This is a genomic window from Curvibacter sp. GW821-FHT09D12, assembly GCF_059416245.1.
The window spans coordinates 33,088-52,653 of sequence record NZ_JBWKOU010000004.1 but is presented as its reverse complement, the minus strand read 5'-3'; the positions used below and the strand labels follow the sequence as shown (position 1 = coordinate 52,653).

At 66.8% G+C, this 19,566-nt stretch carries 18 protein-coding genes and 1 tRNA gene; 10 read left to right on the top strand and 9 right to left on the bottom strand.

Going from position 1 to position 19,566, the window contains the following annotated elements:
* Window positions 1–3: 3 nt before the first annotated feature.
* From AC07PT_RS07440 to AC07PT_RS07430, 3 genes are read left to right on the top strand one after another with little or no spacing between them, the layout of a single operon-like run.
* A complete protein-coding gene (locus tag AC07PT_RS07440) occupies window positions 4–366 on the top strand; it encodes a hypothetical protein (RefSeq protein ID WP_494656314.1) in 363 nt (120 codons plus the stop codon).
* Window positions 367–384: 18 nt separating this feature from the next.
* On the top strand, window positions 385–1,347 hold the full coding sequence (locus tag AC07PT_RS07435) for a homoserine kinase (RefSeq protein WP_494656313.1): 963 nt from the start codon (window positions 385–387) through the stop codon (window positions 1,345–1,347).
* A 15-nt stretch (window positions 1,348–1,362) separates the two neighbouring features.
* Window positions 1,363–2,148: a BPSS1780 family membrane protein gene (locus tag AC07PT_RS07430; protein WP_492346719.1), complete on the top strand. Its 786-nt coding sequence runs from the start codon at window positions 1,363–1,365 to the stop codon at window positions 2,146–2,148.
* Window positions 2,149–2,155: 7 nt separating this feature from the next.
* On the opposite strand, the gene AC07PT_RS07425 is transcribed toward AC07PT_RS07430, so the two are convergent.
* Together AC07PT_RS07425 and AC07PT_RS07420 are read right to left on the bottom strand one after the other, a co-directional pair.
* Window positions 2,156–4,621: a UvrD-helicase domain-containing protein gene (locus AC07PT_RS07425; RefSeq protein ID WP_494656312.1), complete on the bottom strand. Its 2,466-nt coding sequence runs from the start codon at window positions 4,619–4,621 to the stop codon at window positions 2,156–2,158.
* Between the two features lie 43 nt (window positions 4,622–4,664).
* The gene (locus tag AC07PT_RS07420) at window positions 4,665–5,552 is read right to left on the bottom strand and encodes a MurR/RpiR family transcriptional regulator (protein WP_494656311.1); all 888 of its coding nucleotides are present in this window, start codon (window positions 5,550–5,552) and stop codon (window positions 4,665–4,667) included.
* A 105-nt stretch (window positions 5,553–5,657) separates the two neighbouring features.
* Here AC07PT_RS07420 and AC07PT_RS07415 point away from each other — a divergent pair, with 105 nt between their 5' ends.
* The 7 genes from AC07PT_RS07415 to AC07PT_RS07385 all read left to right on the top strand — a co-directional run bounded on the left by AC07PT_RS07415 (window position 5,658) and on the right by AC07PT_RS07385 (window position 11,826).
* On the top strand, window positions 5,658–6,845 hold the full coding sequence (locus tag AC07PT_RS07415) for a M20 family metallopeptidase (RefSeq protein WP_494656310.1): 1,188 nt from the start codon (window positions 5,658–5,660) through the stop codon (window positions 6,843–6,845).
* A gap of 34 nt (window positions 6,846–6,879) precedes the next feature.
* A complete protein-coding gene (locus AC07PT_RS07410) occupies window positions 6,880–7,896 on the top strand; it encodes a Bug family tripartite tricarboxylate transporter substrate binding protein (RefSeq protein ID WP_492346715.1) in 1,017 nt (338 codons plus the stop codon).
* A 67-nt stretch (window positions 7,897–7,963) separates the two neighbouring features.
* Window positions 7,964–8,686, top strand: coding sequence for a hypothetical protein (locus AC07PT_RS07405; RefSeq protein ID WP_494656309.1), 723 nt, complete (start codon window positions 7,964–7,966; stop codon window positions 8,684–8,686).
* Window positions 8,687–8,820: 134 nt separating this feature from the next.
* Complete coding sequence (locus AC07PT_RS07400; protein ID WP_494656308.1) at window positions 8,821–9,798, top strand: GMP reductase; 978 nt, start codon at window positions 8,821–8,823, stop codon at window positions 9,796–9,798.
* Between the two features lie 171 nt (window positions 9,799–9,969).
* Complete coding sequence (locus AC07PT_RS07395; RefSeq protein ID WP_494656307.1) at window positions 9,970–10,866, top strand: NAD(P)-dependent oxidoreductase; 897 nt, start codon at window positions 9,970–9,972, stop codon at window positions 10,864–10,866.
* Window positions 10,867–10,993: 127 nt separating this feature from the next.
* Window positions 10,994–11,069, top strand: a tRNA-Lys gene (locus AC07PT_RS07390).
* A gap of 262 nt (window positions 11,070–11,331) precedes the next feature.
* Window positions 11,332–11,826 (top strand): hypothetical protein, encoded by a 495-nt coding sequence (locus AC07PT_RS07385; RefSeq protein ID WP_492346710.1) that lies wholly within the window; start codon window positions 11,332–11,334, stop codon window positions 11,824–11,826.
* Here the strand turns inward: AC07PT_RS07385 and AC07PT_RS07380 are convergent.
* From AC07PT_RS07380 to AC07PT_RS07350, 7 genes are all read right to left on the bottom strand, one after another.
* Window positions 11,823–12,605 (bottom strand): hydratase, encoded by a 783-nt coding sequence (locus tag AC07PT_RS07380; RefSeq protein ID WP_494656306.1) that lies wholly within the window; start codon window positions 12,603–12,605, stop codon window positions 11,823–11,825. The genes AC07PT_RS07385 and AC07PT_RS07380 overlap by 4 nt on opposite strands.
* Window positions 12,602–14,041, bottom strand: coding sequence for an amidase (locus AC07PT_RS07375; protein WP_494656305.1), 1,440 nt, complete (start codon window positions 14,039–14,041; stop codon window positions 12,602–12,604). The genes AC07PT_RS07380 and AC07PT_RS07375 overlap by 4 nt, the downstream gene beginning before the upstream one ends.
* A gap of 28 nt (window positions 14,042–14,069) precedes the next feature.
* Complete coding sequence (locus tag AC07PT_RS07370) at window positions 14,070–14,873, bottom strand: transporter substrate-binding domain-containing protein (RefSeq protein WP_492346707.1); 804 nt, start codon at window positions 14,871–14,873, stop codon at window positions 14,070–14,072.
* 163 nt (window positions 14,874–15,036) lie between these two features.
* Window positions 15,037–15,276 carry a hypothetical protein gene (locus tag AC07PT_RS07365; RefSeq protein ID WP_494656304.1) on the bottom strand — a complete coding sequence of 80 codons (240 nt, stop codon included), beginning with the start codon at window positions 15,274–15,276 and terminating at the stop codon, window positions 15,037–15,039.
* A 41-nt stretch (window positions 15,277–15,317) separates the two neighbouring features.
* On the bottom strand, window positions 15,318–17,786 hold the full coding sequence (locus AC07PT_RS07360; protein WP_494656303.1) for a sensor domain-containing protein: 2,469 nt from the start codon (window positions 17,784–17,786) through the stop codon (window positions 15,318–15,320).
* 214 nt (window positions 17,787–18,000) lie between these two features.
* Window positions 18,001–18,954 (bottom strand): ABC transporter substrate-binding protein, encoded by a 954-nt coding sequence (locus AC07PT_RS07355; RefSeq protein ID WP_494656302.1) that lies wholly within the window; start codon window positions 18,952–18,954, stop codon window positions 18,001–18,003.
* A gap of 91 nt (window positions 18,955–19,045) precedes the next feature.
* On the bottom strand, window positions 19,046–19,525 hold the full coding sequence (locus tag AC07PT_RS07350; protein ID WP_492346703.1) for an Lrp/AsnC family transcriptional regulator: 480 nt from the start codon (window positions 19,523–19,525) through the stop codon (window positions 19,046–19,048).
* Window positions 19,526–19,566 lie beyond the last annotated feature (41 nt).

The window sequence follows — 19,566 nt, the reverse complement described above, 5'->3', positions numbered from 1 at the left end:
TCCATGCGCGCCCTTACCCTTTCTCTCATTTACCCGCTGGCTGCTGCGGCAGCCCTCCTGTGCGGCCCGCTGGCGCGGGCCCAGGCCCAGGCCCCGGCCACGCCAGCGGCCGCCACGGCACCCGCCGCTCCCGCAGCCCAGAAGGGCGATCAGCGCATCCAGCACATCCATGTCGAAGACAGTGGCAGCAAAGTGGACGAAGTGCGCTACGGCGGCCACACCCAGAGCGTGACCGTGCAACCCAAGGGCAGCCAGTTGCCCGAGTACGAAGTGCTGTCCAACGACGGCTCGCGGGCCCGCCCCCTGACGCTGGAGGGCAACAACGGCCCGCTGGGTCAGCGCGTGTGGAACGTGTTCAAGTTCTGAAACCCATTTTTTCGACCGATGGCTGTATTTACCGAAGTCTCTCGCGAAGAGGCACAGAAACTCATGCGCCGCCTGAACCTGGGCGAGCTGACCGACCTGCGTGGCATCGAGGGCGGCATTGAAAACACCAATTACTTTGCCAGTGCCGAGCACGATGGCGTGGCGAATCACTATGTGCTGACCCTGTTCGAGCGCCTGACGGCCGAACAGTTGCCGTTCTACCTGTACCTGATGAAGCACCTGGCCCAGGCGGGTATCCCGGTGCCCGACCCGCAGGCCGACGCCCGCGGTGAGGTGCTGCATCAGGTGTGCAGCAAGCCGGCGGCCGTGGTCAACCGCCTGCAGGGCAAAAGCCAGTTGGCCCCCCAGGCGGTGCACTGTGCGGCGGTGGGCGACATGCTGGCCCGCATGCACCTGGCGGGGCGCGACTACGATCGCCAGCAGCCCAACCTGCGCGGCCTGCCCTGGTGGAACGAAACCGTGCCCGTGGTGCTGCCCTACCTGGAGCCCGCACAGGCCGACCTGTTGAAGGCCGAACTGGCGTTTCAGAACCACACCGCCGCGTCAGCTGACTTTGCGGCCTTGCCGCGTGGACCAGTGCATGCCGACCTGTTCCGCGACAACGTGATGTTCGACGGTGAGCGCCTGACCGGCTTTTTCGACTTCTACTTTGCAGGCGTGGACAGCTGGCTGTTCGATGTGGCGGTGTGCCTGAACGACTGGTGCATCGACCTGGCCAGCGGCCACCACGACGCCGCTCGGGCGCAGGCCTTCGTCGAGGCTTATGCGGCGGTCCGCCCCTTCACGGCGGCCGAGCGGGCGTTGTTCCCGGCCCTGCTGCGGGCGGGTGCCTTGCGCTTCTGGATCTCACGCCTGTGGGACTTTCACCTGCCACGCGAGGCCGCCATGCTCAAGCCGCACGACCCGACCCATTTCGAGCGGGTGCTGCGCGAGCGCATCGCTGCCCCTTGGCGCCCCTGAGCCTCAGAGCCCCCCATGAAACTCAACATCGTTCCTGCACGCACCGGCCTTTTGTGGGTCAAACAGGGCATGAGGGCTTTTTTCAAGCAGCCCATCGCCCTGTCTGGCCTGTTCTTCATGTTCATGGCCGTGATCTCGATGTGCACGATCCTGCCCTGGATCGGCAGCGTGCTGGCCCTGGTGCTGATCCCCGGTGCCACCCTGGGCATGATGGCGGCCAGCCATGAGGCCTCGCGCGGGCGCTTTCCGATGCCCACCATCCTGGTGACGGCATTTCGTGCCGGCCACCAGCAGATGCGCTCGATGCTGGTGCTGGGCGCCCTGTATGCGGCCGGCTTTGTGGGCCTGCTGGGGCTGACGGCCTTGCTCGATGGCGGGCAGTTCGCCCAGCTCTACCTGGTGGGTGGGCGCATCAGCGCCGACCTGCTCAATGACGATCGCTTTCTGGGCGCGATGTGGCTGTTCACCCTGGGCTACCTGCCGCTGTCGCTGCTGTTCTGGCATGCCCCGGCGCTGGTGCACTGGGACCACGTGCCCCCCGTGAAAAGCCTGTTCTTCAGCCTGGTGGCCTGCTGGCGCAACAAGGGGGCCTTCACGATGTTCGGGCTGGCCTGGATGGGCGTGCTGACCACCGGGCTGTTGCTGGCCAGTGTGGTGGGCGGCCTGCTGGGCCCGCTGATCGGCAGCACGCTGGTCATGGTGGCCATGCTGGTGCTGTTGGCCATGTTCTTTGCGTCGCTGGTGTTCACCTTCCGCGACTGCTTTGCGCTGCAGGCGCCGGTGGTCGACACCAGCGCCTGAGGCCGGGTCAAATCACGGTCAGCTTGGCCACGCTGAGCGCCAGCCACTTGACGCCGTGGCGCGGAAAGTTGACCTGGGCCCGGGCATCGGTGCCGCTGCCGTCCACCGTGAGCACTTGGCCCTCGCCGAACTTGTTGTGAAACACCCGCATGCCGGCGCGCAGGCCCTGAGGCGGTTCGGCCTTTTGCGGTGGCAGCGGGGCCGGCGCCGCCGCGGTGTAGGACGAAAAATCGGGCAGGCTGCTGCGCGAGCCCCCGAACGATGAACCACCGCCCGAACGGGCCCCTCCGCCAAAACCGCCCCCAAAACCACCCCCGGAGGGTGCCGAGAACCCCTGCTGCTTGGGCGTGAGCCACTTGAGTGCGGTTTCGGGCAACTCTTCAAAAAAGCGGCTGCGCAGGTTGTAGCGGGTCTGGCCGTGCAGCATGCGGGTTTGCGAATGGCTCAGGTACAGGCGTTTGCGGGCCCGGGTGATGGCCACATACATCAGGCGTCGCTCTTCCTCCAGGCCCTCGTAATCGCTCATCGAGTTCTCGTGCGGGAACAGGCCTTCTTCGAGCCCGGTGATGAACACCGCATCAAATTCAAGCCCCTTGGACGAGTGCACGGTCATGAGCTGCACCGCATCCTGGCCGGCCTGGGCCTGGTTGTCGCCGGCCTCCAGGGCGGCGTGGGTCAGGAAGGCGGCCAAAGGCGACAGGGTTTCGCCCGTCTCGGCATCCGGCGGCAGCGGGTCGTCGGCCTGGATCAGCGGGCGGCTCAGGTCCAGGCCCTGGCTGGCCGGTGACTGGGTCAGGGACTGGCTGAGCGTGGCCACCTGCTGCTCGGCCGACATGGCCACGGCGTCGCGGCCAAAGCCTTCCTGGGTGACAAAGCTTTCGGCGGCGTTGACCAGTTCCTCCAGGTTTTCCAGCCGGTCAGCGCCTTCGCGGTCGGCCTTGTAGTGCTCGACCAGATCGCTCTGCGCCAGCACCAGCTCGATGATCTCGCGCAAGGTCTTGCCCTCGGTCTGCTCGCGCATCACGTCGATGCGGGCCACAAAGGCAGCGATGTTGGTGCCCGCCTTGCCACTCAGGGCGCTGACCGCATCGTGCAGGGAGCAACCGGCCGACCGGGCCGCGTCCTGCAACTGCTCGATGCTGCGCGCACCAATGCCACGGGGCGGAAAGTTGACCACGCGCAGAAAGCTGGTGTCGTCGTTGGGGTTCTCCAACAGGCGCAGGTAGGCCAGGGCGTGCTTGATTTCGGCCCGCTCGAAGAAGCGCAGGCCGCCGTACACGCGGTAGGGGATGCCGTTGTTGAACAGGCCGGTTTCGATCACCCGGCTTTGCGCATTGCTGCGGTACAGCACCGCAATCTCCTTGCGCTCGAAACCGGGCTCGCTGCCCTGATCCCGGATCAGGTTCTTGATCTCGTCGATCATCCAGGTGGCCTCGGCGAAATCGCTGCTGGCTTCGAACACCCGCACCGGCTCGCCCGGGCCCTGGTTGGTGCGCAGGGTTTTGCCAAGGCGCTTCTTGTTGTGGCTGATCAGCTCGTTGGCCGAGTCGAGGATGTTGCTGTAGCTGCGGTAGTTTTGCTCGAGCTTGATCTGGTGGCGCACCTGGAACTCGCGCACAAAATCGGCCATGTTGCCCACGCGGGCGCCGCGGAAGGCATAGATGCTCTGGTCGTCGTCGCCCACGGCCAGCACCGCATTGCCCTCGCCGCACAGCATCTTGATCCAGGCGTACTGCAGCTTGTTGGTGTCCTGGAACTCGTCGATCATGATGTGGCGGAAGCGCCGCTGGTAGTGCTCGCGCACGGGGTCGTTGTCGCGCAGCAACTCGTAGCTGCGCAGCATCAGCTCGCCAAAATCGACCACGCCCTCGCGCTGGCACTGCTCTTCATAGAGCTGGTAGATCTCGACCTTCTTGCGGGTTTCCTCATCACGGGCCTCGACCATGGCCGGGCGCAGGCCATCTTCCTTGCAGCCCGAGATGAACCACTGGGTCTGCTTGGCCGGAAAACGCTCGTCGTCGACGTTGTATTGCTTCATCAGCCGCTTGATGGCCGAAAGCTGATCCTGCGTGTCGAGGATCTGGAAGCTCTGCGGCAGGTTGGCCAGCTTCCAATGCGCACGCAGAAAGCGATTGCAAAGGCCGTGGAAAGTACCGATCCACATGCCGCGCACGTTCACGGGTAGCATGGCGCCCAGGCGCAGCAGCATCTCTTTGGCGGCCTTGTTGGTGAACGTGACCGCCATCAGCCCGCCCGGCGTGACCTGGCCGGTCTGCAGCAGCCAGGCGATGCGGGTGGTCAACACCCGGGTCTTGCCCGATCCGGCCCCGGCCAGGATCAGCGCGTGCTCAGGCGGCAGGGTGACGGCCTGGCGTTGTTCGTCATTGAGTTGGGCCAGCAGCGGCGAGGCCATCGCGGCGGGCGCAGGGGTGGCGGGCGCCGGCGCGTCGAACAGGGAATTTTGCGGGGACATGGCGTCATTGTAGAAAGCCGCACTCAGGTGGGCGGCGCCGCGCTCAACGGCCGGGGTTGGGCGGCCGGATCGGGTCGAGCACCAGGTCCTTCTGGAAGCCCTGCCAGAGCTCATCGCGCCGCTGCAAGGCCTGGCTTACCGCCTCGCTGCGGCCCTGGGCCACGGCGCTGACCAGTGCATTGCACAAAAAGAAGGCCGCGGTGTACGAGTCGAAGGGCGAGGCATTGGCGGTGTGCACCTGCAACCAGTGGCTGGCGTGCTCAATCACCGGGGCGGCCGGGCCGTCGGTGAGGGCCAGCACCTCGCAGCCCTGGCGCCGGAAATGCCGGGCCGCGTGCAGCGCACTGGCGGAGTACCGCCGGATGGTGAACACCAGCAGCACATCGGGCGGCTCCACCCACAAGAGTTTGTCGACCACGGCCGGCGCCCCGGCGCTGAGGTCGTGCACGCCAGGGCGGCACATGTTGAGGTGGGCCACCAGGTAGGCGCCGATCGGGGCGCTGTTCTTTTCGGCCATCACGAACAGGCGCCCTCGGGGCTGGCTCAGGCATTCCACCACCTTGGCAAACACCGGCAAGTCAATGCCGTCACGGGTGGCGGCCAGGTTGTGCTGGTCGTGCAGCAAGGCGTCGTCGATGCACTCATGCAGGCTGCGGTGCGCGCCCAGGGTGGCGCTGGCCCGCTGTCCTGCCGAGTGCAGCCGCGTGCTGACCACACCACGCGCCTCGCGCCGCACCTCGGCCAGGCTGGCATAGCCCAGCTTGGCAAACAGGCGCACCACGGTCGAGGCGCTGGTGCCCACCGCGGCGGCCATGGCACTGGCCGAGTCCAGCACGCTGTCGGGGTAGCCGCGCATGAGGCCGTCGGCCAGGGCACGCTCGCTGGCGGTCAGGGTGTTGGCATGGCGCACCAGGCGCTCGGTCAGAAGCATGTCGGTCTCTCAAAAAACAACGGACGGCGGGGCCAAGCATAGCGATGGCATTGCAATAAATATTGCAATGAATATGATTTGTGAAATATTTATTTCAAACACGCCATGACTCAAGTCCCTTCTACCCCGGCCCAAGCCCCTTCCAATGCCGAACAGCGCCGCCAGGTCTGCGATTGGCTGGCAAGCCAGCGCGGCGAGATGGAAGCCATGCTGGCGCGCATCGTCAACACCGACAGCGGCAGCCGCCAGAGCGCCGGCATTGAGCAAGTGGCCAGCCTGCTGCGTGCGCCGCTGGAGCAGGCCGGCTGGCGCACCGAATGGCTGACCCAGCCCGGCTACGGCGCCTGCCTGCAGGCCGAGCTGCCCGGGCAAGACCCCCAGGCCGCCCCGGTGCTGCTGCTGGGCCACATGGACACGGTGTTTCCGGCCGGCACCGCCGCCGCCCGCCCCTACCGGGTGGAAGACGGCAAGGCCTTCGGCCCCGGCGTGGCCGACATGAAATCAGGCCTGGTGCTGCACACCTGGGTGGCCCAGGCCCTGGCCCGCAGCGGCGGCGCGCCCCGGCCGCTGCGACTGTTCTTCTCGTGCGACGAAGAGATCGGCTCGCCCGCCACGCGCGGCGCCATCCGCCAGGCCGCCCAGGGCTGCCACGCAGTACTCAATGCCGAGCCCGGCCGCATCAGCGGCAATGTGGTGACCTCGCGCAAGGGCTCGTGCGTGACCGTGTTCGAGGTGGAGGGCGTGGCCGCTCACGCCGGCATCAACCCGGCCCAGGGCGCCAGTGCCATCGGCGCGCTGGCGCTCAAAATCGTGGCCCTGCACGCCCTCAATGGTCGGGAAGACGGTGTGACGGCCAATGTGGGCCACATCGAGGGCGGCATGGCGGCCAATGTGGTGGCCCCGCTGGCCCGCGCCCAGCTCGACCTGCGCTACACCGCCGACACCGACCTGCCGCGTCTGCTGGAGACGGTGCGCCAGATCATCGAAGCCCCCAGCCTGGAGCGCACCCGCGGCCGCATCATCGAACAACACAGCACCCTGCCCATGGCCCCCACCCCGGCGCCGCTGCTGCAGCTGTACCAGCGCAGTGCCGCCGAAGCCGGCTTTGCGGTCGAGGGCGAATTCACCGGGGGTGCGGCCGACAGCGGCATCACCTCATCGATGGGCATCCCGACCCTGTGCGCCCTGGGCCCCGTGGGGGGCTACGCCCACAGCGAACGCGAGTTCTGCCTGCTCGACACCCTGGTGCCCCGCGCCCAGGCCCTGGCACTGACGGTGCTCGGGCTGACCTGACCTGATTTTTAGCCTCTGAACTGGAGCCCACCCCATGAAGCACACCCCCCTGTCTGCACTGCCCCTGATGCCACGCCGCCGCCTGTTGGCCGGTGGCCTGGGCCTGGCCGCACTGTCCAACCCGCTGGCCAGCCTGGCCGACGGCGACAAATACCCCTCGCGCCCGATCAACCTGATCGTGCCCTTCCCGCCGGGCGGGTCGGTGGACGTGATGGCCCGCACCTATGCCGACCCGCTGGGGCGCCTGCTGGGCGTGCCCATCGTGATCGACCACAAACCGGGGGCCGGCGGCTCGATCGGCAGCCAGTTCGTGGCGCGCGCCAAGCCCGACGGCTACACCCTGGTGGTGTCTTCGCAAAGCAGCCACCTGGCCAACCCGCTGGTGCAGCCCAAGCTGGGCTACGACCCGATCAAGGATTTCGAATCGATCGCCATCCTGGGCCGCCAGCCCAATGTGCTGGTGGTACACCCCAGCCTGCCGGTGCGCACCTTCCAGGAGTTTCTGGCCTACGTGAAGGAACGCCCAGGCCAGCTCAACTTCTGCTCGGCAGGGGCCGGCAGCATGGGACAGTTGAACGTCGAGATGCTGATGCTCAACACCGGCATCAAGGCCACCCACGTGCCGTACAAGGGCGGCTCGCCGCTGATCACGGCCATTCTGAGCAACGAGGTGCAGTTTGCCCTGGACAACCTGGTGATCATGCTGCCCCACATCCAGGCCGGCAAGATGCGCGCCCTGGCCGTGGCCTCACCCACCCGACTGGCTCAGTTGCCTGACGTGCCCACCTTCACCGAACTGGGCCACGCCGGGCTGAACCAGACCTCCTGGACCGGGCTGGCCGCGCCGGCCAACACCCCGGCCCCGGTGGTGCAGGCCCTGTACAAGGCCGTGCGCGAGGTGGCCACCAGCGCTGCAATGCAGGACACCCTGAAGCAACGTGGCGTGATCGTCCCCGAGGAAATGTCGCCCAAGGACTTCGAAAAAATGATGGCCGATCGCCTGGTGGTGTATGGCGACGTGGTCCGCCGCGCGAACGTGAAACCCGAGTAAGCCCGGCCCGGCAAGGGCCGGACCGCCTGTGCGACCATCGGGCACTCACCCGACCTGGAGTTGCATCATGTTTCTTCGCGCCCCCGCCCTCGCCGGCCTGGCGGCCCTGACCACCCTGCTGGCGGGTGCCGCGGCCCAGGCTCAATCCACCTGCAGCAGCGATGACCAGGTCAGCCCGCGTGCCGTGCGCGAGCGCTTTCTGTCGGCGCAATGTGCCGACTGCTGGGGCGCGGCGGGATTGCCCATCCCGGCGGGCACCGTGGCGGTGGACTGGATCGTGCCCTCCGCCGAACAAGGCGACGAAGCTCCGCTGTCCGCCGCAGCCACCCGCGACAGCCTGGAGCGCTTGCCCAGTTGGGGCCTCACCGAAGAGGCCGTGCGACAAAACACATCGGCTGCCCTTGAAAAATCACACGCCCCAGCCCCCCGGCAAGGCCATCTGCGCGTGGCCCAGGGACAGGCCGTGAACGACTACATCGGAACGTCGGTGCAATGGCAATCGCACCACCGACAAGCAGGTCAAAGCCTTTGGCTGCTGCTGGTCGAAGCCCTGCCGGCGGGCACCGAGGGTTCACCCGTGGCCCGGCTTCTGGTGCGCAACAGCCTGAACCTCGAACTGCCCCGCGCAGGCCAAAAACCCTGGCGCGACCTGCGCGCCATGCGCATCCCTGAGGGAGCCAACCCCGAACGGCTGCGGCTGCTGGGCTGGGTACAGGATGCCCACGGGCGTATGCTGGCCATAAGCGAAACCGTATGCAAAAACGCCCCTGAAAGCGGGGCAGGTCGATAGAATCAATCACCGGGCCCAAGATTCTTGCGCCCGGTTTCTGCTGGCCGGCATCCACGATGCCTGCGCCCATCAGGCCGGTCTCAAGCCAAGCGCTCAATCGTTTTTCAACGACCCTTCTGGAGCTTGGTTTTCTCATGGAAATTTTCGACTACGACAACATCCTTCTGCTGCCGCGCCAATGCCGCGTGGAGAGCCGATCCGAGTGCGACGCCAGCGTCGAGCTGGGCGGACGCCGGTTCCGCCTGCCGGTGGTGCCAGCCAACATGAAGACGGTGGTCAATGAAAGCATCTGCCTGTGGCTGGCGCAGCACGGCTATTTCTACGTGATGCACCGCTTTGACATCGACAACGTGAAGTTCGTGCGGGAGATGCACGAGCAAGGCGCATTTGCCTCGATCTCGCTGGGCGTCAAGGCGCCGGACTACGAGACCGTCAACACCCTGGCTGCCGATGGTCTGGTGCCCGAATACATCACCATCGACATTGCGCACGGCCACGCCGAAAGCGTGAAGAACATGATCGGCCACATCAAGGCCAAACTGCCCACGGCCTTTGTGATCGCCGGCAATGTGGGCACACCCGAGGCCATCATCGACCTCGAGAACTGGGGTGCCGACGCCACCAAGGTCGGCATCGGCCCAGGCAAGGTGTGCATCACCAAGCTCAAGACCGGCTTTGGCACCGGCGGCTGGCAGCTCTCGGCACTGAAGTGGTGTGCCCGCGTGGCCACCAAACCCATCATTGCCGACGGGGGCATCCGCGAACATGGCGACATCGCCAAGAGCATCCGCTTTGGCGCCACCTTCGTGATGATCGGCTCGATGCTGGCCGGCCACGAAGAATCCCCAGGCGCCACCGTCGAGGTGGATGGCCGCCTCTACAAGGAATATTACGGCTCGGCCTCCGACTTCAACAAGGGCGAATACCGCCACGTGGAAGGCAAGCGCATCCTGGAGCCCGTCAAGGGCCAACTGGCCGACACCCTGATCGAGATGGAGCAGGACGTGCAAAGCTCGATCAGCTACTCGGGTGGCAAGAAGCTGATGGACATCCGCAAGGTGAACTACGTGATCCTGGGCGGAGACAACGCAGGCGAACATCTGCTGATGTAAACCAGGGCCGCGCAGGGCGCCTGAAGCCCTGCGCGGCACCGGGTTGACAGCCCCCCGACAGCGAACCGGGGGCAAATTGTCCGATCATTCAGGGTATTGGACGGGCCCTCTCTGTGGCTCGTTCCCGGAAACCGCCCCCACGGGCCCCTGTTCGATCCACAGCTTCAGCCCATGACCACCGCCACCCCCACCTCCCAACCCACCATCGCCGTGCTCGGCATCGGCCTCATGGGCTTCCCGTTGGCTCGCCGCCTTTGCGAAGCCGGCTATGCCGTCCACGTCTGGAATCGCAGCCGCGACAAGGCCGAGCGCGTACAACCCTTTGGCGCAACCGTGCACGACAGCCCTGGCGCCGCAGTGGCCCAGGCGGACCTCGTGGTCAGCATGCTGGAGAACGGCAGCGTGGTCGGCGACGTGCTTTTCCGCCAAGGGGCGGCCGCCGCCATGCGCCCAGGCACCCTGGTGGTGGACATGGCCTCGATCAAGCCCGCCGAAGCACGCGACCATGCGGCCCGACTCAGCGAACGGGGCGTGGCCCACCTGGATGCGCCGGTCTCGGGCGGCACGGTCGGGGCGGAACAAGGCACGCTGGCCATCATGGCGGGCGGGCGCGCCGCCGACTACGAACGCGCCCTGCCCGTCTTCAAGGTGTTTGGCCGAGCCACCCATGTGGGCCCCCATGGCGCCGGCCAGTTGGCCAAGCTCGCCAACCAGATGATCGTCGGCATCACCATCGGCGCCGTGGCCGAAGCCCTGCTGTTTGCGGCCAAGGGCGGCGCCGACATGGCCAAGGTGCGCGAAGCCATCGGCGGCGGCTTTGCCGAAAGCCGCATCCTGCAACTGCACGGCCAACGCATGGTCGAGCGTGACTTTGCCCCGCGTGCGCGCATGTCGGTGCAACTCAAGGACATGCGCAACGCCCTGGACACCGCCCAGGACATCGGCTTCGATGCCCCGGTCACCGCCCTGTTCGAATCGCTCTACGCCAGTGGCATCGAGCACGGCCTGACCGATCTGGACCACTCCGGCCTGTTCGTCGAACTGGCCAGCCGCAACGGCATGACCTGACCCGAATCGGCCCCAAACAAGATTTTTTAAAATTTTTGTTCAAAAGCTTGCAAAGCCCGAATTTTTCCATGCATAATAGAGGTCTTGACGCAGTGCTGAACAGCAAGGCGGCAAGAAAACAAAGAGTGGGTTCTTAGCTCAGTTGGTAGAGCAGCGGACTCTTAATCCGTAGGTCGAGTGTTCGAGTCACTCAGGACCCACCACTCACAAGCCTCACAGGCAACCTCAAAGCCCGCTTCGGAAACGACAGCGGGCTTTGTTCATTCTGGCTTTGCCGCAAGACCAGAATGCGATCCCCCCACCCAATGACAACCGATCTTGCGTGCTGCAAACGCTCACAGTGGGTTCGCCAAGTCACAAAAACATTACATGCCGTTACCACGATCGTCATTGAAAAGCAGCCGTTCACGACGATGATTTCGGCTCTCCCTGCTTCAACGAAACCCACTTTCAAGGAGCATGCCCATGAGCTTGAACACTGAGCCAACGCTGGTGCCAGCCGGCCTCCCCACTGTTGTACTGGCACGCCAGGTCGGCGGCCCCGAGCTGGCCCGCGCCGTGACGGCTGAATCGCCCGAAGAGCAAGGCAAGGCCTTGTCCCTGTTGATCGGTCAGGTGTATGAATCCGCCAGCCCGCCGCTGAAGGCACGCCTGCTGCAGCGCATGATCGCCCCGCTGGGCGTGCTGGCCACCGTGGCGGTGGCGCATGGGGCGTTTGCGCGCCTCAAACTGCAGACAGGCTGGCAGGATCTGCAAAGCCTGGGCCCGGAGTTGCAGAAAATCAGCGCGGATGACGTGGTGGCCCTGGCTGACCGCGTGCAGCTGGTGGGCACCGACGCCCTGCTGCGCCTGGCCGATGTGATCGGCAAATCGCCGGTGCTGGCCTCCTCGGCCGCGGCCGCGCTGCTGATGACCTTGCTGATCCGCAAGGCGCAGAACACCTCACTGCTTGAAGACTAGGGCCTGTTAACAGGCCCTAGACTCAGCCCCACCCCGCCCCAAGGCCCGAGCCGGCCCTGAACAGTCACCCCACCTTCGGGCGCCCACAGCAGCCCCGTGCAAGACCCCGTGGTCACGATCTGACCGGCCCGCAGCGGCAGACCCCGCCGGGCTGTGTGCCCGATCAGCCAATCCACCAGCCGGCGCAGGTCTTGCGCCGGGTTGCCGCCCACCGTGCTGGCCACGGGCAGGCCGTTCCAGCCCAGCGTGGCGCTCAGGGTCCGCAGATCGGGCTCGGGGTCGGCCGGGCCCAGTGAACGCGCCAGCCCCAGGATCAAAGCGCCGTGGCTTTGCAGATCGGCCAGCCGCACCACGGCCGGGCTGGCCTGCCCCAGGGCCAGGCGCGAGTCCACCCACTCGATGGCCGGCAGCACCGCATCGAACACCGTATTCAAAGGGGCATCACCCAGGCCCTGCTGCTGGGGTGGCAGGTCGCGCGCCACGCGCAGAGCCAGTTCCAGCTCCAGGCCGCGCAAGGCGCCTCGGGGTGGGCTCAGGGCCAGGCCTGAAGCCAACAGGCCGGCGGCCGGCAGGGGTGCACAGATGGGGTTCTGGGTCGGGCCGGCTGCGCCCACTTTCCAGCCCCCTACCGGGCCCAGCCAGCGCAGGCTCTGGTCCTGCACGGCATAGGCAGCGGCCGCGTCGGGCAAAGCCGAGGCATCGCAGACCGGGCCACTGACCCGGGGCTGGCCGGGCTGACGGGCCAGCCACAAAGCCTGGGCCAGGGCCGCTGGCGTCATGCCGGGACCTCAGCGGGTTCGGGCTCCAGGCCCGGCGGCCAGAGGGGCCCTTGCCGCAGATGGGGCTCCAGTCGAGCAGACAGGGCCAGCAGCGCGGCATCAGCACCGGCCGGGCCGATCAATTGCAGGCCACAGGGCAGCCCATCCACCAGCCCTGCCGGCAGGCTGATGGCGGGCAGGCCGGCGGCATTGGCCAGGGCGGTGAACACCGCATGCCCGCGCGGGCCCACGGGCTGCCCATCGATCTGTTCGGGGTGGCTGACGCCCAGCGGCCAGGCCACGCAGGCCGTGCTCGGGGTGAGCACAAAGTCGACCTGCTCGAACAGCGCCCGCATCGTCTGCTGCAGCACATGGATGGCCGCCAGCAGGCGAAACAGGCTTTGCGCCGTGCCCTGGCGCCCGGCCGCCAAGGCAGCCTGCGCCACCGGGCCGGCCAGGCTCAGGTCCGCCGGTGCCGGCTGCCCGGTGCCCAGCCGGGCCCAGGCCACAGGTGTGTCCAGCAGCCAGGCCAGGCCCACCCCATTGAGGCTGGGCCAGTGTTGGTTAAGATCGTCGGCCAGGTCGAACGACGTGGGCTGCACCAGCTCATGACCCAGCGCCTGCAAGCCCTCGGCCACCTGGCCCAGGCGCTCACCCACCCCGGCCTGTACCGGGTGCTGGCCAAAACGGGGCAATACCAGGATGCGGGCTGGTCGGGCGGGCGGCTCAGGCACAGCGGCCTTCGCGCCACCGGCCAGCACCTCCAGCAGGGCCTGCAGGTCGCGGCTGCTGCGTGCCAGCCCGCCCACCACCTCGTAGTCCAGAAAGATCTCGGGCAGGCCGCCTGCCCGCGGCACCCGGCCCGCCGAGGGTTTGAAGCCCAGCACGCCGCAGTGGGCGGCCGGCCGGCGGATCGAGCCACCGCCGTCGGTGGCCAGCGCCAGCGGGCCCACGCCGGCCGCCACGGCGGCCGCAGCGCCGCCCGACGAGCCGCCAGGCGTTCGGCCCAGGTCCCAGGGGTTGTGGCAGGGGCCGTGCAGCAGGTTGTCGGTGATGCCTTGCATGGCAAATTCGGGCAGATGGGTCTTGGCCCATAGCACGGCACCGGCGGCGCGCAGCCGGGCCACGGGCAGTTCGTCGGCCGGGCGTGGCAGCTCGGGCAACAGGCGACTGCCCCAGCGGGTGGGCCAGCCCTGCACATGCAGGTTGTCCTTCACCGTGACCGGCACACCGTCGAGCTCACTCAGAGGCTGGCCCCGGGCCCAGCGCCGGGTGCTGGCCCGGGCTGCGGCCAGCGCGCCTTCAGGATCACGCCAGATCAGCGCATTGAGGCGATCGCGGGTGGCCGCATCCCGCGCCAGGCAGGCCAGCAAGGCCTGCTCGGGCGTGAAGTGACCCGCCCGGTAACCCGCCACCAGCGCGGTCGCGTCCAGGCGCCAGAGCGCTTCGCCAGCCATCAGAGCCAGCTTGTTCGGATGGGGCCGCTCATTGCGGCAGATCGCCCGCGGGGCGGCCCAGCCACTTCACGGCCAGACGGTCCAAGTCACCGCTCTTCTTGGCCTCCAGCAGGATCTCGTTGACACGCAGGCGCAGCTTGTCTTCGCCTTTGGCCAGACCGATGTAGTTGGGAGAATCCTTGAGCACGAACTTGTATTCGGTGCCCAGTTGCGGGTTGCGCGCCATCATGGCGCCGGCCACCTGGGCACTGGTGGCAATGAACTGGGTCTGGCCGGCCACAAAAGCCGAGATGGTGGCGGTGTTGTCCTCGAAGCGGCGCACTTCGGCGCTGGCCGGGGCCACCTTGGTGAGTTCGGTGTCGTCCACCGAACCCCGGGTCACGCCGATGGATTTGCCGGCCAGGTCGGCAGGCGCCTTCAAGGCCTGGGTCTTGGGACCGAAGACGGCAATGAAGAAGGGCGAATAGGCCACGGTGAAGTCGATCACCTTTTCGCGCTCGGCGTTCTTGCCCAGGGTGGAGATCACCAGATCGGCCTTGTGGGTCTGCAGGTAGGGCACGCGGTTGGAGCTGGTGACGGGCAGCAGCTCGGCCTTCACGCCCAGCTTGTCGGCAATCAGCAGGCCCACATCAATGTCCAGGCCCTGGGGCTTGAGGTCGGTGCCCACAAAGCCATAGGGCGGAAAGTCGGTCGGAATGGCCAGGCGCAGGGTCTTGTTCTTCAGCACCTCGTCGAGGGCGTTCTGGGCGTGGGCGCCTTGCAGCAGGCCCAGGGACAGGGCCAGAGCGGAGCCGGCCAGTGTGATCAGCGATTGGCGTTTGCAGGGAATCATGACGGGTCCTGTGGTGGTGGGTCTCAAAAGATCACCGCCATGCAAGATGTCTGCCTGCCCTGACAGGCCTGTCCAGATGCCCTGGTTTGGTGCAAAACCGGGCCACCCAGGCTGGCCGCGCCACAAAACAGGGCGAGCCCTGGGCCTTGCCAACCCGCCGCGCTCAGAGTGCCAGCAAGGTCTCGCTGCCGTCCAACGCCACCACCGTGGGGGCCGCCCCGGGTCGGATCTCGATCGGCGCGCCATGGTATTGGTCGCGCGGAAACTCCTGGGCCGAGGGGCCGAACACCTCGCGAACCACGGCAATCTCGTGCATCAGCGAGGCATGGTCTTCAGGCGACAGGATGAATCGGGGGTACTGGTTCTGGTGCTGCTTCCAGTGCGACTGAAGAGCAGAGTTCATGGCTTCGTAAAGGCTGGGCATCCGTGTATTGTGCCCGCCCATCAAGTCTTTGCCGGCGGCCTGGCGCTCGTCCAAGCGGCACAAGGTTGCCAATGGGCCAGCCACACCAGAAAGTCGGCCGCGGGCATCGGGCGCGCAATCACGTAGCCTTGGGCCAGCTCACAGCCCATGTCGATCAGGCGGCGGCCCTGCTCGATGTGCTCCACCCCTTCGGCCACCACCTGGCGGTTGAAGGCCTTGGCCAGGCTGATCACCCCTTGCACGATGGCCAGGTCCTCCTCGTCCACCAGCATGTCACGCACAAAGCTCTGATCGATCTTGAGGGTTTCGGCCGGCAGGCGCTTGAGGTAGGTGAGCGAGGAGTAGCCGGTGCCAAAGTCGTCCACCGCAAAGTGCACCCCCATGTCGCGGCACTCGCGCATGACCCGAGAGGCCTGGTGGATGTCCTCCAGCGCGCTGCTCTCCAGCACTTCCAGCTCCAGCCGGCTGGGGTCGACCTGCGGAAAGTCGGCCAGGCAGGCCCGCAGATGGGCGGCAAAGCCGCCTTGCAGCATCTGACGGGCCCCGACATTGACACTCAGGCCCAGGACCAGGCCCTGGCGCGACCACTCGTCCAGTTGGCGCAGCGCCTCGCGCAGCACCCAGTCACCCAGGGCGTCCTCCAGGTCCTGGCCGATGACCAAGGGCAGAAAAGCCGGCGGGTGCAGCAGGCCGCTGCTGGGGTGGTGCCAGCGCAGCAAGGCCTCCACGCCCACCACCGCGCCGCTGCGCATGTTGACCTTGGGCTGGTAATGCAACTCAAGCTGGTGCTGGTCCAGGCCCAGGCGCAAGGCCGCCAGCACCCCGGCGCGGCTGCGCATGCGGGCGTCGTGCACCGGGTCGAACAGGTGGTAGCGGTTCTTGCCCATCTGTTTGGCCTGGTACATGGCCTGGTCGGCATGGCGAAGCAGCTGATCGACATCGGAGTCGTCCTGCGGGAACAAGGTGATGCCGACGCTGGCCGACACCTGCAGCAACCACTCACCCACCCGCAAGGGGGTGGCACAGGCCAGCAGCAGGCGATCCACCAAGGGCAGGCAAGCCTCGGCCCCGGGCAATTGGCCCAGCACCACCACGAATTCATCGCCCCCCATGCGCGCCAGGGTGTCGGACTCGCGCAGGGCCATCTTCATCTGGGCCGCCACCGCCACCAGCAGCGCGTCGCCCACATCGTGGCCATGGCTGTCGTTGATGGCCTTGAAACCGTCCAGATCCAGGTACAGCACCGCCAGCGCCTGGCTGTGGCGACGGCTGTGGGCCATGCTCTGGCGCAGGCGGTCGGACAGCAACAGGCGGTTGGGCAGGCCGGTCAGGGCATCGAAATGGGCCAGGTGCTCCAGCCTCTCCTGCTGGACCCGCATCGAGGTCACATCGGCAAACAGCGCCACGTAGTTCTGAGGCTGGCCGGCGGCATCGTCGACCCGGCTCACGGTGAGCAGGCCGGCATAGGCCTCACCTGTCTTGCGCCGGCTCCACACCTCGCCCTGGCATCGGCCGTGGGCCTGCAGATCGGACAGCAGACGCAGCACCACGTCCGGGCCATCCCGCCCGGAGCGCAGAAATTGGGCCGTGCGGCCCAGGGCCTCCTCACGCGCGTAGCCGGTGATGCGCTCAAACGCCTGATTCACGTCCACCATGCGCCCCTGCGGGTCGGTGATGACCACCCCCTCATTGGCATGGGTGAACACGCTGGCCGTCAAGCGCAGTTGCTCCTCCAGGCGCTGCTGGTGCGAGATGTCGCGCACGATGGTGGAGGCCCCCGAGACGCGGCCCAGGTGATCGCGCACCGGCGAGATGGTGACGGACACGGCCAAGCGGCGCCCGTCGCGGTGGCAGCGCTGGGTCTGGAAATGCGCGATGCGCTGACCCGCCGCGATGCGCCGCAGGATCTCGGCCTCTTCGCCCTGGCGGTCGGGGGGCAGCAGGCGCAGCATGGGCTGGCCAATCATCTCGTCGGCCCGGTAGCCAAACAGTTGCTCGGCCGACGCGTTCCAACTGGTGACAATGCCTTGGGTGGTCTTGCTGATCACCGCGTCGTCGGTGGACTCGACAATCGCCTGGAACAGTTGGGAGCGGTGCCACAACTCGACGCGCTCGCTGATGTCGCGTGCAATCTTCGAAGCCCCCACGATGCGCCCCTCAGCATCGCGGATCGGCGAGATGGTGACCGACACATGCAAGCGGCGCCCGCTCTTGTGCAGGCGCACGGTCTCGAAGTGGTCCACCCACTCGCCCTGCACGATCTTCTCGAGAATGAAGCTTTCTTCGTTCTGGCGCTCGGGCGGAAACAGGCGCAACAGCGGCTGGCCCAGCATCTCGTGGGCCGCATACCCGAACAGGCGTTGCGCCGCGGGGTTCCAACTGGTCACGATCCCATCGAGGGTCTTGGTGATGATGGCGTCGTCGCAACAGCGCAGCACGGCCTCATAAAAAAGGGCCGGGTCGTCGGATCGGGTATCGCAGGAAGGCATGCACGCTCCCTCAAGCAGAGTGACAAAAGCGCCAGCCCGGCTCCAGCTTTTCTGCGGATACCTGTCCGCCAGAATAAGCCAGCCCTCCCAAGCTACGCATTGCAAGGCCGCTAACACATCAACATGTGCCGGCCATTCTTTCAACACCCCATTGTGAGCGCAAATCGGTTTTTGTGGGCAGGGGCTAGGCCTTGCCCCAGGCGCGCCAGAAGCCTCAACTGCCGAGCGCAAAGCCCGTGTCGAAGGTGCTCCTGGTGTCCAGGCGTTGGCGGATCAGGCCGGCCTCAAAGTAGAAATCGGCGGTGCGCTGCTGCTCGGCCACCACGGTCGCGTCGATGGCCTGCCAGCGGGTCTGGCGGCGTTCGAACTGCAGGCGGGCGGCTTCGGCCGGAATGCCGATGATGCGCGCCAGGGTGTCGCCAAATTCGGCCGGGTGCTGGCTGGCCCAGCGCTGCGCCCGGGCAGAGCGCTGGGCAAAGTCCAGCAGCACGGCGCGCTTGTCGCGCAGTGCGGTGTCGGTGGCGGCCAGAAAGCTCAGGCCGCTCCACAGGCCGCGCCCGCTCACCAGCACGCGGGCGTGGCCGCCCGTCTCGGCCAGGGCGGTGTAGGGCTCCCAGGTGGCCCAGGCATCCACCGCCCCGGTGCTGAGCGCCAGCTTGGCCTCGGCCGGCGGCAGAAAGCGCCATTGCACGTCCTCGCTTTTCAGGCCCACCGAGGCCAGGGCCTTCAGGGTGACAAAGTGCCCGATCGAACCACGGTTGGTGGCCACGCTGCGGCCCTTGAGGTCACGCGCGTCCTTGAGTGGCGAGTTGGGCGCCACCAGCACCGCCGTGCCGTAGGCGTCCGAGCGGTTCACAGCAAAGGCCTTGACGCGGCTGCCCGCGGCCAGCGAGAAGATCAGCGGTGCATCGCCAATCGGCCCCAGGTCCACCGCCTGGGCATTCAGGGCTTCGGCCAGGGGCGCCGCGGCCGGGAACTCGGTCCACTGAATGTCGTAGCCCAGGCCCTTGAGTTCGCCTGCGGCCTCCAGCAAGGCGTGCAACCCGCCCTTCTGGTCACCGGCCTTGAGCAGCGGGCGGCTTTGCGCGCGCACCGGCAGGGCCGGGCCCGTCAACAGCCCAGCGGTACCCGCCAGGCCCAGCCACTGGTGAAAACGACGACGATGCATGGTGAGCTTCCTCTGACAAAGAAAGCCTGGATTGCAGCAGTGCCCTGGACGATGCACAACGACGCATTTCGCACAACGATATGCAGGCCGTTCAGGCCGGCGCGCCCGGGATGGGCAGCGACTCGAAGCCCCGGAACTCCTCCAGCGAAAAGCTGGTCTGCACCTGCCGCACGCCGGGCAGGCGGTGCAGGCGGCGCTGCAACAGGGCCGAGTAGGCGTCCAGGTCAGGGGCCACCACCATCAGCAGAAAATCGGCCGAGCCCGTGACGCCATGGAACATCACCACCTCGGGGATGCTCAGCACCGCCTGCACAAACTCGGCCGAGCGTTGCTCGTTCTGGAAGTCGATGCTGATGCTGACAAAGGCCACCACGCCATAGCCCAGCTTGCGGCGCTGCAGGCGGGCGTGGTAGCCCTCGATCAGGCCCAGTTCCTCCAGCCGGCGGATGCGGCGCCAGCAGGGCGACTGCGACAAACCCGTCAGTTGGGCCAGGTCACTGGTGGTCAGGCGGGCATTGCCCTGCAGGGCACGAAGCAACTGCCGGTCGGTTTCATCGAGCTCAATTTGCATGGATATTCCACCAATCAATTATTAACGGGTATTTTTATCCA

Bases quoted from the DNA above. Each gene is read 5' to 3' on its own strand.
- AC07PT_RS07440 (WP_494656314.1), top strand. From the start codon at position 4: ATGCGCGCCCTTACCCTTTCTCTCATTTACCCGCTGGCTGCTGCGGCA.
- AC07PT_RS07435 (WP_494656313.1), top strand. From the start codon at position 385: ATGGCTGTATTTACCGAAGTCTCTCGCGAAGAGGCACAGAAACTCATG.
- AC07PT_RS07430 (WP_492346719.1), top strand. From the start codon at position 1,363: ATGAAACTCAACATCGTTCCTGCACGCACCGGCCTTTTGTGGGTCAAA.
- AC07PT_RS07425 (WP_494656312.1), bottom strand. From the start codon at position 4,621: ATGTCCCCGCAAAATTCCCTGTTCGACGCGCCGGCGCCCGCCACCCCT.
- AC07PT_RS07420 (WP_494656311.1), bottom strand. From the start codon at position 5,552: ATGCTTCTGACCGAGCGCCTGGTGCGCCATGCCAACACCCTGACCGCC.
- AC07PT_RS07415 (WP_494656310.1), top strand. From the start codon at position 5,658: ATGACTCAAGTCCCTTCTACCCCGGCCCAAGCCCCTTCCAATGCCGAA.
- AC07PT_RS07410 (WP_492346715.1), top strand. From the start codon at position 6,880: ATGAAGCACACCCCCCTGTCTGCACTGCCCCTGATGCCACGCCGCCGC.
- AC07PT_RS07405 (WP_494656309.1), top strand. From the start codon at position 7,964: ATGTTTCTTCGCGCCCCCGCCCTCGCCGGCCTGGCGGCCCTGACCACC.
- AC07PT_RS07400 (WP_494656308.1), top strand. From the start codon at position 8,821: ATGGAAATTTTCGACTACGACAACATCCTTCTGCTGCCGCGCCAATGC.
- AC07PT_RS07395 (WP_494656307.1), top strand. From the start codon at position 9,970: ATGACCACCGCCACCCCCACCTCCCAACCCACCATCGCCGTGCTCGGC.
- AC07PT_RS07385 (WP_492346710.1), top strand. From the start codon at position 11,332: ATGAGCTTGAACACTGAGCCAACGCTGGTGCCAGCCGGCCTCCCCACT.
- AC07PT_RS07380 (WP_494656306.1), bottom strand. From the start codon at position 12,605: ATGACGCCAGCGGCCCTGGCCCAGGCTTTGTGGCTGGCCCGTCAGCCC.
- AC07PT_RS07375 (WP_494656305.1), bottom strand. From the start codon at position 14,041: ATGGCTGGCGAAGCGCTCTGGCGCCTGGACGCGACCGCGCTGGTGGCG.
- AC07PT_RS07370 (WP_492346707.1), bottom strand. From the start codon at position 14,873: ATGATTCCCTGCAAACGCCAATCGCTGATCACACTGGCCGGCTCCGCT.
- AC07PT_RS07365 (WP_494656304.1), bottom strand. From the start codon at position 15,276: ATGAACTCTGCTCTTCAGTCGCACTGGAAGCAGCACCAGAACCAGTAC.
- AC07PT_RS07360 (WP_494656303.1), bottom strand. From the start codon at position 17,786: ATGCCTTCCTGCGATACCCGATCCGACGACCCGGCCCTTTTTTATGAG.
- AC07PT_RS07355 (WP_494656302.1), bottom strand. From the start codon at position 18,954: ATGCATCGTCGTCGTTTTCACCAGTGGCTGGGCCTGGCGGGTACCGCT.
- AC07PT_RS07350 (WP_492346703.1), bottom strand. From the start codon at position 19,525: ATGCAAATTGAGCTCGATGAAACCGACCGGCAGTTGCTTCGTGCCCTG.